Origin of the sequence: Shewanella sp. SG44-2 (genome assembly GCF_014164215.1) — a bacterium.
Classification (GTDB): Bacteria; Pseudomonadota; Gammaproteobacteria; order Enterobacterales; family Shewanellaceae; genus Shewanella; species Shewanella frigidimarina.
The window spans coordinates 25,870-39,318 of the sequence record NZ_JACJEU010000029.1 but is presented as its reverse complement, the minus strand read 5'-3'; the positions used below and the strand labels follow the sequence as shown (position 1 = coordinate 39,318).

Below are 13,449 nucleotides of genomic sequence, written 5' to 3'. Positions count from 1 at the left end.
AACTAATCGTCTTTATGATTATGTTTATATGCAATCCAATGAGATAAGGTTTCAAATAATTCAGTAAGCACAATTGGCTTAGTGATATGTGCATTCATGCCTGCAGCTAAACTTTTTTCTTTATCACCCGACATTGCGTGCGCAGTCATGGCGATAATAGGCATTTGTTGTTTGCTATAACGTTTGCGTAATTCGGCGGTAGCAGTTAATCCATCCATTACCGGCATTTGAATGTCCATTAACACTGCATCAAATGGTTTAGAATCAATCACATCTAATGCAACTTGACCGTTGTCGGCTATCACTACTTCATAACCGGCACTTTTCAGTAATTCAGACGCCACTTGTTGGTTAATAAAGTTATCTTCAACCAACAATACTAAACCAGATGCTTTGGCGGGTTCGGCTTCAATAATAACCGGCATTGCATTCAGCTTAGGTTCTTTGGCAAAGGCATTAATAATTTCATCAAATAACGCCGAGGCCTTAAACGGCTTTTGTAATACCGCATAAACAGAATTTTTTTGCAGCTCATGGTCTAACGGCTCAGCAGCATAAGCGGTCATTAAGATAATAATAGGACGCTTTGCTATGCTACCATCAGCGACCATTTCATCTATCGCCTTAATAACATCACAGCCGTTCATTTCTGGCATCATCCAATCTAACAACAATAAGTCGACTGGCTTTTTACGCAATATATCCAGTGCTTTTTGACCACTGTCTGCCGTGTTCACACCAAAGCTAAAATCGGTCATCAATGTCGAATAAATTTGTAATGCACTTGGGTTGTCGTCAACCACCAGCGTTGTTAGGTTATTTAATTGTTCTGGCACCACCAGCGGCGCGATCACTTGTTCTTCGGCAATTTCAAAGCTAATGGTAAAACTGAAAATGCTGCCGGAGCCCAGTTCGGACTCAACTTGCATGGTTCCACCCATCATCGACACTAAATGTTTACTGATAGATAAACCTAAACCCGTGCCGCCATATTTACGTGTAGTTGAACCATCAGCTTGTGAAAATGCATCAAACAGCATTGCTTGTTGGTCTTTACTGATCCCGATACCGGTATCGCGTACCCAGAATTTCATGGTGATACGGTCGTCACGCTCACCCACATCTTCGCAACCCAGCTCAACTTCACCAGTTTGGGTAAATTTGACCGCATTAGACAATAAATTAACGATGACTTGGCCTAAACGCAGTGGATCGCCATACAAAATAAGCCCTGCGGTGACTGGCGCATACAGCAGTAATTCGACGCCTTTTTCTTGCGCTTTAATGGCATTAATATCAATAACATGATCAAGTACTTTATCCAGCGGGAACGCGACTCTTTCTAACTCTAATTTGCCTGCTTCAATTTTAGAAAAATCTAGAATGTCATTAATAATTCGCAGTAACGATTGGGCAGAAAAACCGGCTTTATTAAGATAATCTTGCTGTTGCACAGTCAAGCTAGTGCGTTGTGCTAACTGCAACATCCCAATAATCGCATTCATGGGTGTCCGAATTTCATGACTCATGTTGGCCAAAAATTCACTTTTGTACATGTTGGCTAACTCGGCGTCTTGTTTTGCTTCAAGCAAGGCGACTTCGTTACTCTTCTGGCGGGTAATGTCTTTATGTGTACCGAGCATTCGCTTACTACAACCATCCTCAGAAAACTCAACCGCTCGCCCACGAGATAACACCCAGAAATACAGGCCATTTTTACCGCGCATTCTAAATTCGATTTCATAAGTGCCAACCGGATCGCGCACATATTGAGCGCGGTACTCTTGTACTCGTTCACGATCGTCAGGATGATATAACTCATCTATTGATTCGAGTAACGGTGGAAACTCATTAGCTTGATAACCCAACATTGAATAGAAAGCCGGATTACAAATAATCTGTTCAGAATCAATGTACCAATCCCACAAACCATCTTCTACCGCATCCATAGCAAGATGGTAACGTTGCTCAGACATGCGTAATTGCTCAGCGGCTTCGTATTCACGGGTAATATCACGCCAAACAGAAATCAAACCTAATAGATCGCCACGGCGATTGTAAAACGGCAATTTAAAGGTATCGAGCAATACCGGTTTACCTTCAATATTGACTCGTTCTTGGTAACGTAATGAATGCTGCTGGGTCAGAACTTTGTTGTCTTCTTCCCCAATGCGCAAGCCTTGCTCTGGGCTCACCACTTCTGATGACGTTAAACCAATAATTTCATTTTCGGTATAGCCCAGCATTCTTTCAGCTGACTTATTACAGCCTAAGTATTTGCCTTCTTTGTCTTTAAACACGATCGCTTCAGGGATCGAATCGATCAATGATCGTAGCAATGCAAACTCGCGCTCACGGCGCTCAGTTGTTTCACGTAAACGCTGAGTACGCCTAGCAACTAAGTTATCAAGACGTTTATTTTGTTCGGCGAGATGATGAGTATACTGGCGGTTTTCTTCAAAAATACGACTCACTAGCGCAAACCACGGTTCCCAACCACGGGTAATTTTCTCTGGCGGACGGATAGGCGTTTGTGAACACGCTTCTAGATGGGTTAATAAGCGTGAAGCTGGGCTAACGAATGCTCGGCGAGTTTGCCAATGCACAATGGTAACCAGCAGTGACAAGGCCAATACCACTAATAGAAAACTCAGTTGTAGCTTGTCCCACGAATCTTTGAATAAATCATCTTCATCTTGTAAATACAGTAACCGCCAAGGCGCGTTATGCAATGCCACACTATGAATGTAATATCCATTTCGCAAAATGCCTTCATGGGCGTCAAATAGCTCAGACTCCGATAACGAATGTAACTCTGCCGGAATTCGCTGGCTAATGTGGTAAACCTTATTCATTTCACTGGAGTCAAAATCACTGTGAGATAAAATATTATTTTGCTGGTCAAGCAAGATCACCGTACCGGGCATTTTAAAATAGGTACGAATTTGTTTATCCAGCGATGATAACGTCATGTCGAGGTTAATCGAACCGATAAACTCATCTTCTAGATATACCGGTAAACCAAGCGTAGTAATAAGGCCTTGATGCGCCGAATCGATGTACGCCTCACTCCAAAAAACACTACGTTGTGGATTCATTGAAGGCGTTGATAATTGAAATTGTTTCTTATTGAGCAGCTCATCTCTAAAGCGTAAATCATTATTTTCCCATGGATAAAATGACATCATCCGACGGTTAGAAATATAATAGATCGACGAAGCTTTAGGGGCAGCTTCTTTCGCGACAGGAAAGGATAATGATAGCTCAAACAGCATTTCAAGCTCTTGATAAAAGCTCTCGCTACGGTCATCTAATGAACCCGCACCAGTAATGCGTCCCATATTGGTAAACGGCACACCACTGTTGGCATAATTGGGTTCTAAAGTGAAATACTGGCCATCTTCGTTAAATTTTTCATACTCTGGTAAGCGCTCTTTACGCACAAACTCGCCCAAACGTAAATGATCCACCGCTACATCACGCAAGCTTTTCACCGCACGAATGCTCGACTCAAGCAATAAGTCGATTTGCATAACATGACGAGCTACTTGTTCTTCTCGTTGTTGAATTTGCTGCTCTTTTTGACGTTCAAACATAATGCCAGCGGTCAGCAAAGCCATCACAATTACCCCGATATAGGTGTAGAACACCGCTCGGTTATAATTACGTTGAATAGGAGATTTTAGTTGTAAATCTGGCTCAGTCGGTTTCATTAACCACCCTTGATACAGCGTAAAAAAAAGACCCGCTGTCGAACGAATAACACCAAAAAACGGCAGTTATAACAGTAATGATTATGATATCAGGAAGATAAGCTCAAGCACATGTATTAATGGCCTGTGAGGTACTTGTCCAACCTGCGAGTAATGCAGACTGCAAATATTAAGGCATATTGTCGGCGATTGAAAATACATAAGGTTATCTTGTGTAACCTTATGTATATAGAGAGAATATTTTTATGATGACTAACGTAAAATTCTTATTAAGTTAAGCCGTTACAAATGTTCTTCAGCAAACTCCGCTAAACGGGACCGTACGACGCCATTAAGATAAATATTGGCGCTGCCTTCAAAGTCTTTAAAACGTTCAACCATATAAGTTAACCCTGATGTAACCGCAGTTAAATACGTTGAGTCTATTTGGGCTAAATTACCACTACAAATCAGCTTAGTCCCCTCACCCATACGAGTGATCATGGTTTTAATTTGTGACGCTGTTAGGTTTTGACATTCATCTAAAATAACCACCGAATTTTGAATAGAGCGGCCGCGCATAAAGTTAATCGATTTAAACTGAATGTTGGCTTTTTCCATTATGTAATTAACGCTACCTGCTGGGTTTACATCATTTTTATGGAGCACTTCAAGCGTATCGGTAATTGCGGCAAGCCAAGGGGTCATTTTCTCTTCTTCGCTGCCGGGTAAAAAACCTATTGATTCAGCAATTTCGGGGGTATTACGGGTGACGATAATTTTGTCATATAACTTACGTTCAACGACCAACTCTAATGCCGCGGCCATCGCCAATAGCGTCTTGCCGCAACCTGCTGGCCCCGTCAAAATAATCAGTTCAATATCAGGATCTAACAAGGCATCAAGTGCCATACCTTGGTAAATATTCTTTGGGTTAATGCCCCACGCTTCATGATGTAATAAGCGATCTCGGCCGCGATCGATCATCTCTAAATGTTTATCGGTTTTACTGACCACTCGACCACAAAAATCTGAACTGTCATCGATTAAATACTGGTTAAGATAAAAGTTTTCACTACCAAGATGTTCCAATGGCACTTGGTGAACCGTATGTAACCCTCTACGTTCAGTGGAGACTTTATCGACATTTTGCCAAAAATCCCCAGAAAATTGATAAAAGCCTTTCGCGAGAAAGCGCACATCATCAATTAACTGATCGCTGCGGTAATCTTCTACACGCTCAATACCTGCACCTTTGGCTTTTAAGCGCATGTTAATGTCTTTGGTGACTAACACGACGGTGCGAGGAAAATGGATTTTTTGTAAATGCAGGGCGGTGTTGATAATGCGGTTATCGTTATTGTCTCCAGGCAGCGAGCCGATGATAAACTCTACTTGATGATCTGGGAAAATCGATAAATGCCCAGAAACCTGAGAATGTTCTTCGCGAGTAGGCAATGCTACGCCTTTTAAAATTTGCTCCGGGGTTGTGGGACCACCAAGAATATCTTCTAATGCACGTATGGCAACTCGTGCATCACGACTCACATCTCGCTTGCGATCCTTAATACTGTCGAGCTCTTCTAACACTGTCATGGGAATAATTACATCATGTTCTTTAAACGAATATATCGCTAAAGGCTCATGTAGTAACACGTTGGTATCCAGTACAAACAACTTTTTGTCGTTTTGTTGCATGGTGCCTCCAGAGTGCTCTCAATGAATAGATATCAGTATCACTTAACTAAACGTATAACATTAAAGGGATAATTAAAGTCTCTATTGAAAACAGGCCATTGCCATGAGCAATGCTGCCTTAATAAAATATGCCATTTGTCGGGTTAGAACTCAATGTCATCATCATCGCCTTTGTTTCACACTATGACGTCAATGTGACGCTAACATGTCAAGATGATGTAAAAATGAACATCTAAACGATAAATCAATGCTAGAATTTCAATCTGGATGGGTTTGGTTTAACATACGCCCCCTTTTTTGTTTCACGCAATAAATGAGAGTAAAAGATGCCGTTTGCCTTAGGTCAACGCTGGATAAGTGATACCGAGTCAGAACTCGGATTAGGAACAGTCGTTCAAGTTGAAGGCCGCATGGTTACGCTGCTATTCCCTGCCACTGGAGAAAACCGGATGTTTTCTCGCAGTGAAGCTCCCTTAACCCGAGTTATTTTTAACCCAGGTGACACTGTCGAAAGCGGTGAAGGTTGGAGTATCACCATTGAAGAGCTTGAAGAAAAAAACCAATTGGTGATTTATCATGGTATTCATAGCGAGACTCAAGAAAAAGTCAGTCTTCGTGAGACCATGCTAAGCCACAATATTCGCTTTAATAAACCACAAGATCGTTTATTCGCCGGACAAATTGACCGCCTCGAACGTTTTGGGGTGCGTTATCAATGTCAGTTATTGCGCCACAAATTAGCCACCTCAGATTTACTCGGCCAGCAAGGCCCGCGCGTCGGTTTGATTGCCCATCAACAATGGATTGCTCACGAAGTTGGTCGTCGTTATGCGCCACGAGTATTACTTGCTGATGAAGTTGGTCTAGGTAAAACCATTGAAGCAGGCTTAATTATTCATCAACAGTTACTGACTGGTCGTGCAGAACGGATTTTAGTGATCGTGCCTGATACCCTACGCCACCAGTGGTTAGTTGAAATGTTGCGCCGCTTTAACCTGCGTTTCTCCGTGTTTGATGAAGATCGTTGTGTAGAAGCGTATGCCGACAATGACAACCCGTTTTACACCGAACAATTGATCATTTGCTCACTTGATTTACTGCGTAAGAAAAAACGTCTTGAACAAGCTGTAGATGCTGATTGGGACTTAATGGTTGTCGATGAAGCTCACCATTTAGAATGGTCAGAAGACGCACCAAGTCGCGCCTATAAAATCGTCGAAGCGTTAAGTGAAGTGGTCCCAGGCGTATTGCTCCTTACCGCGACCCCTGATCAACTCGGTCATCAAAGCCACTTTGCTCGTTTACGTTTGCTCGATCCTGATCGTTTTTATGATTACGATGCTTTTTTAGCTGAAGAAGCAAGCTACAAAGATGTGGCAGAAGCGGCTGAAGCATTAAGTCAGGATAAAAAATTACCCGACAGCGCAATTAATAGCTTAACTGAGTTGCTTAGCGAGAAAGACATCGAGCCAAGCATTCGTTTGATCCAGTCAAAAGATGTTGATGCAGAATCACAGCAAGCGGCACGTCAAGAATTGCTCCAAGAATTACTCGACCGCCATGGCACTGGCCGCGTACTGTATCGTAACAGCCGCGCATCAGTTAAAGGCTTTCCGAAGCGTTTATTTAATGCTTACCCACATGACATGCCTGCGCAGTACGTTACCGCTGAACGCGTTAACGCCATGATGGGCAGTGCCAAGCAACCACAGGCCAAAGCAGCACAAGCATTAAGCCCTGAGAAGCTTTACCAGGCATTTGAAAACGACAGTGCCAGCTGGTGGAAGTTTGATCCACGGGTAGACTGGTTAATTGAGTTTCTAAAATCGCATCGCAGTAAAAAAGTACTGATTATTGCTAGCCAAGCAGAAACAGCATTAAGCCTTGAAGAAGCCCTGCGAACCCGCGAAGGTATTCAAGCTACGGTATTCCATGAAGATATGTCGATTATCGAACGCGATAAAGCCGGCGCTTACTTTGCTCAAGAAGAAGGTGGCGCTCAAGCATTAATTTGTTCTGAAATTGGTTCTGAAGGACGTAACTTCCAGTTTGCTAGCCATTTAATTTTGTTCGATTTACCGCTCAACCCTGATTTATTAGAGCAGCGTATTGGCCGCTTAGATCGTATTGGACAACAAAACGATATCCAAATTCATTTGCCTTACTTGCGCGATACCGCTCAAGAAAGATTGATGCGTTGGTATCATCAAGGGCTCAATGCATTCGAACTCACCTGCCCGAGCGGTCATGTGTTGTTTAACGAATTTGCCGATGAACTGATTAACGTACTTTGCAACGAAGATGAAGATCTGATGACTCAATTGCTGAATCACACCCAGCATCGTTATAAAGAACTTAAACAGGCAATGGAGCAAGGTCGCGATAAACTACTTGAGATCAACTCTCATGGCGGCGAGCGTGCTAATGCATTAATTAAGCGCTTATCAGACAGCGATAACGATACTCATCTCATCGGTTCGGTGATTCGCTTGTGGGATATTATTGGTGTCGATCAAGAAGATCGCGGTGAAAACTCAATCATCTTACGCCCGAGTGAACACATGATGTTCCCTACTTATCCTGGGTTAAATGAAGACGGTATTACTGTGACGTTTGATCGTGAAACCGCTTTGTCTCGTGATGACATTGCATTTATCACCCAAGAACATCCTTTGGTACAAACCGGTTTAGATTTAATCACTGGCTCAGAAACGGGCACCACCAGTGTGGCAATTCTAAAGAATAAAGCGCTTCCAGCGGGCACTCTGTTTTTAGAATTGATTTACATGGCCGATGCATCTGCACCAAAATCGACTCAGTTATACCGTTATTTACCACCGACACCTATCCGTGTGTTACTGGATAAAAATGGTCTTAACATGGCAGATAAAGTGGACTACGCCAGTTTTGATAAACAGCTAAGTGCGGTAAATCGTCACATCGCTAGCAAGCTCGTCAATGCCTCACAGCCTATTTTGCATCCGCTATTGGCCAAAGGTGAAGAGTATGCAAAAGAGTCGCTTACGCAGCTAGTCGTGGAAGCCCGCGCTAAAATGACTCAGCAACTTACAGGCGAACTGGAACGACTTGAAGCCTTAAAAGCAGTAAATCCGAACATTCGTGAAGACGAGCTAGAATATATTCGTAATCAAATGACCGAGATAACTGGCTACATGGATAACAGTCAATTACAGCTTGATGCAATACGTATGGTACTTGTCAGCCACGTATAACGGCTAACAAGCATTAAACAATATTGTAGTAATCATGTCGTGTAACCAATGCCCTGTATATCAGGGCATTGTTTTTATTCGCGGTTATACATTAAGCTAACCGCATTATGGTTTCATTCGCTCGAGGTTATGGTGCAACTAGGACAATTTAGTCAGTTATTAATCGTAACGATAAGCATATTGCTGGCAGCGCCTAGCGCAAAGGCACAGCAACCCTACGGTCACTTACCTGCCGATGAAATCAAATTTATCACTATTGACGGTAAACAAACTGAAGTGCTTGTAAGGTCTTGGCAGAGTAAAAAACACTTTGGTTCGGCGATGATTATTGCAGCCTCTGACACCGATGCTGATGCTGCCGGCTTAGCCAGCTACTTACGAACCAATATTAATGCTCGTGGTTGGGCAAGTATTAGCTTAACGCCAGCAAAAGGGCTATATCGGCCTAACTATGCAACAAAACCTGAAGAAGTCACCAAAGCAGGCATCGAACAACTGCAATTAACCAGCAATAAAAGCATTCCAAAGTATGAGTCATCTCAGTTGCTTGAGCTGCGCAACTTTCAACAAAGTAATCTCAATGAAGCCCTAAACCAATTAACCTCAACCACCAGTTTATTTCCTGGGGGCAAGATTCTAATTGTTATTGATGACACAGCCGGCATGGTCACAAATCTGCTTTATGACAAAAAAATCCCTACCCCTGATGTGCTAGTTATCGTCAATGCTTATCGCGAGTTTGAGTACTTAATTGATCCGCAAAGTCAGCGTAAATCGATCGCCGAGCAATTAGTCACCATGTCGATCCCGATCCTAGATATTCAATCCGCTGACGCACACCCGAATTCAATTGAACAAGCACCTACCCGCCTCAACTACAATCAAGTGAAACCTGCTAAGTATTATCGCCAATACCAAATGAGCTTGGACTTAAGCAGCCCTAGTGGCTGGGAAGAAGCCCTCGATCAAATAGAAGGCTTTTCCAGAACCGTTATCGGAAGATAGTATATTCAGCGTAGCCATGACTAAAAATAGAGCATTAGCGAAAACAGATCATTACCACCAAGATTGACGAGAACGATAGGCTTTATCAGGATTTTTAGTTTGTCTAATTGCTGCAATCACGCGGTTTTTACCCAATAACAATCTTATTTGGCTTAGTGATTCTCGGGCTAATAGGCTGCGCACTGAGGCGGTCCAACTTTGATTGATGCTGCGTTTAATGGCTGCATTAGCATCCGGGGAAGTGCGGATTATTTTTTGGGCTAGTGTCGTGGCGCACTCATAAGCGTTATCACTTATTTGAGTTACCAAACCTAGCTCAAGCGCTTGCTCGGCAGTTAAAATATCCGCGGTATAGGTCAACATCAACGCTTTGTCTTTCGGCATAATTTGTCTTAATGCCACCAAACCACCCATATCTGGCACAAGCCCCCACTTTGCTTCCATGATCGACAGCTTACAGCTTGGCGTAGCAATACGAATGTCAGCACCCAATGCAATTTGAGTCCCACCGCCATAGCAACAACCTTCTAAAACCGCAATGACAGGAACAGGCAAACGCTGCCATCCCAAAGACACACGTTGGGCTAAATTTGCATTGCCAGGCAACCACTTGAATAAAAGCTTTAATGCACTTGTGGGTGAACTCGCGACACTCTTCACATCTAAGCCAGAACAAAAGTTACCTTCTGCGCCAGATAAAATAACCGCATTAATTCGTTTATCACCACGGAGTTGTTTAATCACCTTATCAATCGCAGTAAACATTTCAACATTAAGTGCATTAATTTTACTGGGTCTATTTAAGCAAACATGGGCAATGCCATTATCTACTGTTAACTTAATTAACTCTCTTTCCATGAAACACCCTACTGCTGGTCAGTCCAGTTTACAGGCTAACATATCTGGACTATCTGGACTATCTGGCGAATAGTAATAACATGACAAATAATCGGCGTTGGTCAAAATATTGCCACATTTTATTTTGAACAAAATTCATTGAGTGTTAGCCTAATATATTATCGATATAGGCATAACCATCCAATCTTCATGCTTGTGTGTTAAATGTAATGCCAGATCGATATGACATTGATGACAATATGATAACAGCTAGACAAATGTTACCAACTTAATGAAATGTTAAAACTAAGTTATCAATATTGTAAGCAAATAAGTATAATGCGCTAACGAACAAAAAATCGCTGTAAATAGTCTTATAATAATAACTATCCGCCTCGCTCCACTCGCGGTTGCATTAATGAGTGTTTTTTTCCTAAAGGCGAAATAAGGAAGACCAGCAACAATGACCATTCCAATATTAATATGCGACGATTCTGCACTCGCCAGAAAGCAAATGGCAAGAACTCTCCCCAAAGATTGGGACGTTGAAATTAGTTACGCCACCAATGGCGCTGAAGGCCTTGATGTCATTCGCGCGGGTAAAGGTGAGATTGTGTTTCTCGATCTCAATATGCCTGTCATGGATGGTTACGAAGTACTCCAAGCAGTACAACAACAAGATTTGCCCGCATTGATTATTGTGGTGTCTGGTGATATTCAAATTAAGGCTCATGAACGAGTCAAAGCATTAGGCGCCCTCGACTTTATTCAAAAACCCGTTAGTGCAGAGGCTATCAGCCATATTTTGCAAGAGTACGGTATTTTGACCCTTACTCAGGGTAATAAAGCTGAAGAAACACCAATGATGAAAGTTGATATGCGTGATGCATGTCAAGAAATAGCCAACGTCGCGATGGGTAGAGCCGCAGACTTACTCGCTAAGCTTCTGGATGTATTTGTACTATTGCCTATCCCTAACGTTAATGTGCTTGAAGTCAGCGAATTAACGATGGCCTTAAAAGCAACCGAACGAAATTCAACAGTCTCAGGGCTTTGCCAAGGATTTATTGGTGCAGGTATCGCGGGTGAGGCATTATTACTGTTCCATGATTCTAGCTTTGAAGATATGGCGAAGTTGATGGGATTAGAAAACCCAAATGACGTTAGTACTGAAATAGAAGTGATGATGGACACAGGTAATGTGCTCATTGGAGCATTTTTAAATGGTATTTCTGAACAACTTGACATGAAATTCAGTCAGACCCATCCAGTAGTACTTGGCAGGCACTGCAGTGTCAACGAACTCATTCACGACAACTCTGACAAATGGCAGCGCACTCTCGCGATGGAAATTAACTATCGGATAGAAGATTACAATATTGAATGTGATCTTCTGCTGCTATTTACTGAAGACTCAATTCCTACGCTGAACTACAAACTTGGCTATTTACTCGACTAATGTTGGATACTTTTTATGTCAAATGATCAAAGTGCGATGAACGAACTCCACTGGCTAATCGATATGGTACAAACCATTGAGGTTGGTTTAGTAGTGCTCGATCGCGACTATAATATCCAACTTTGGAACGGTTTTATGGAAAACCACAGTGGTGTCTCACCCAATTCCATTAAAGGTAGTAATCTATTTGAAAAGTTTCCCGACTTACCAGCCACGTGGTTAAAACATAAAATGGAGTCGGTTTTTTTACTTAAAAACCGCACCTTTATTAGTTGGGAACAGCGCCCATACGTATTCCAGTTTAAAAACTATCGCCCGGTGACTGGCCGAGCCGATTTTATGTATCAAAACATTACCTTACTGCCATTAGCGTCATTAACCGGGCAAATAACTCACATCAGCATTATTGTCTATGATGTGACTGATATTGCGGTTAATAAACTGCAACTTAAAGCCGCTAATGAGCAACTTGAACAACTTAGTCAAACCGATGGTTTAACCCTTTTGCATAACCGTCGTCATTGGCAAAATTGCATGGAAAAAGAGTTCGATCGTTATTCTCGCTATGGCGATGCTGCATCATTGGTGATGATTGATATTGATAATTTCAAGCGTATTAACGATGAATATGGTCACCCTGCCGGTGATAAAGTGATCCAACATATTGCCTATTTGTTAAAGCAAGCGTTGCGTGACACTGACTGTGCTGGCCGTTATGGCGGAGAAGAATTTGGGGTGGTGTTATCTAAAACCTCTGCAGAAGAAGCTCTCAACTTTACCGAACGGTTAAGAAAACGCATTGAAGCATCGGAAGTCGCATTCGAAAACCGCCTTATAAGAGTCACCGTAAGCTTGGGTATTAACGATTTAGATTCCGAAATAGATAATAGCTCAACCTGGTTATCGGGTGCAGATAAAGCCCTATATGTCGCTAAGCAAGAAGGCCGTAACAAAAGCGTTATCCATAAATAAGCGCCTATAAAATCTTTTTGTTATCCATAAAAAAACGCCCATCATCGATGAGCGTTTTTTATGGAATTAGATTGCCGACTGATTAGTGGAATGCACCATCAGACTCATCTTCATAGTCTTCGTCTTCTTCATCGCCTTCAACTTCATCACCGACAAAAAAAGTACCCCAACCGTCATAGTCTACTTTTTGCTTGCCTGCCACGAGAATCAACTGTTCACATGCTTTATCCAGTAAAGGCACTTCTAGCTTATGCTTAGCAATGGCGTCAAAACAGAAAATAATCGAGCCATCTTCAAGTTCCATTTCTTCTGCATCATTCACTTCAAAACCAAGCTTAAATGCATCAACAGCGGCTTTTTCTAAACGATCAAAATTAGTCGCCGAAAAATGATGTTCAATCGTATATTCCGCATCAGGCTCTGAACCATCAGCAAGTAAGGCATCAACAATTTCAAGATTCTCAGCAAATTGCTCTTTTAACTGACGCTCAACAGACATGGATTACTCCGTAAATAGGACTCGTAAAAATTTAATCAATTATACCCAAACTAA

8 protein-coding genes are annotated in these 13,449 nt (G+C 42.2%); 4 read left to right on the top strand and 4 right to left on the bottom strand.

The window, feature by feature from the left end:
• Positions 1-2: 2 nt before the first annotated feature.
• Together H5181_RS17150 and H5181_RS17145 are read right to left on the bottom strand one after the other, a co-directional pair.
• Positions 3-3,713 carry a response regulator gene (locus tag H5181_RS17150; RefSeq protein ID WP_011638921.1) on the bottom strand — a complete coding sequence of 1,237 codons (3,711 nt, stop codon included), beginning with the start codon at positions 3,711-3,713 and terminating at the stop codon, positions 3-5.
• A 282-nt stretch (positions 3,714-3,995) separates the two neighbouring features.
• On the bottom strand, positions 3,996-5,390 hold the full coding sequence (locus H5181_RS17145) for a PhoH family protein (RefSeq protein ID WP_182751600.1): 1,395 nt from the start codon (positions 5,388-5,390) through the stop codon (positions 3,996-3,998).
• Between the two features lie 326 nt (positions 5,391-5,716).
• Here H5181_RS17145 and rapA point away from each other — a divergent pair, with 326 nt between their 5' ends.
• Positions 5,717-8,623, top strand: coding sequence for an RNA polymerase-associated protein RapA (gene rapA, locus H5181_RS17140; protein ID WP_182751599.1), 2,907 nt, complete (start codon positions 5,717-5,719; stop codon positions 8,621-8,623).
• Positions 8,624-8,752: 129 nt separating this feature from the next.
• Positions 8,753-9,628: an alpha/beta hydrolase family protein gene (locus H5181_RS17135; protein ID WP_259397075.1), complete on the top strand. Its 876-nt coding sequence runs from the start codon at positions 8,753-8,755 to the stop codon at positions 9,626-9,628.
• A 51-nt stretch (positions 9,629-9,679) separates the two neighbouring features.
• Here the strand turns inward: H5181_RS17135 and H5181_RS17130 are convergent, their stop codons facing one another.
• Positions 9,680-10,486, bottom strand: a complete 807-nt coding sequence (locus H5181_RS17130) for a crotonase/enoyl-CoA hydratase family protein (RefSeq protein WP_182751597.1) — start codon at positions 10,484-10,486, stop codon at positions 9,680-9,682.
• 442 nt (positions 10,487-10,928) lie between these two features.
• On the opposite strand from H5181_RS17130, the gene H5181_RS17125 reads away from it, so the two are divergent.
• The gene (locus H5181_RS17125) at positions 10,929-11,924 is read left to right on the top strand and encodes a response regulator (protein ID WP_123776624.1); all 996 of its coding nucleotides are present in this window, start codon (positions 10,929-10,931) and stop codon (positions 11,922-11,924) included.
• A 15-nt stretch (positions 11,925-11,939) separates the two neighbouring features.
• Positions 11,940-12,896: a sensor domain-containing diguanylate cyclase gene (locus H5181_RS17120; protein ID WP_102035802.1), complete on the top strand. Its 957-nt coding sequence runs from the start codon at positions 11,940-11,942 to the stop codon at positions 12,894-12,896.
• Positions 12,897-12,978: 82 nt separating this feature from the next.
• Here the strand turns inward: H5181_RS17120 and rraB are convergent, their stop codons facing one another.
• Complete coding sequence (gene rraB / locus H5181_RS17115; RefSeq protein WP_182751596.1) at positions 12,979-13,395, bottom strand: ribonuclease E inhibitor RraB; 417 nt, start codon at positions 13,393-13,395, stop codon at positions 12,979-12,981.
• Between the last annotated feature and the right edge of the window lie 54 nt (positions 13,396-13,449).

What these genes read in the sequence shown, in the direction of transcription:
- H5181_RS17150 (WP_011638921.1), bottom strand. Translation starts at nt 3,713, where the DNA reads ATGAAACCGACTGAGCCAGATTTACAACTAAAATCTCCTATTCAACGT.
- H5181_RS17145 (WP_182751600.1), bottom strand. Translation starts at nt 5,390, where the DNA reads ATGCAACAAAACGACAAAAAGTTGTTTGTACTGGATACCAACGTGTTA.
- rapA (WP_182751599.1), top strand. Translation starts at nt 5,717, where the DNA reads ATGCCGTTTGCCTTAGGTCAACGCTGGATAAGTGATACCGAGTCAGAA.
- H5181_RS17135 (WP_259397075.1), top strand. Translation starts at nt 8,753, where the DNA reads ATGGTGCAACTAGGACAATTTAGTCAGTTATTAATCGTAACGATAAGC.
- H5181_RS17130 (WP_182751597.1), bottom strand. Translation starts at nt 10,486, where the DNA reads ATGGAAAGAGAGTTAATTAAGTTAACAGTAGATAATGGCATTGCCCAT.
- H5181_RS17125 (WP_123776624.1), top strand. Translation starts at nt 10,929, where the DNA reads ATGACCATTCCAATATTAATATGCGACGATTCTGCACTCGCCAGAAAG.
- H5181_RS17120 (WP_102035802.1), top strand. Translation starts at nt 11,940, where the DNA reads ATGTCAAATGATCAAAGTGCGATGAACGAACTCCACTGGCTAATCGAT.
- rraB (WP_182751596.1), bottom strand. Translation starts at nt 13,395, where the DNA reads ATGTCTGTTGAGCGTCAGTTAAAAGAGCAATTTGCTGAGAATCTTGAA.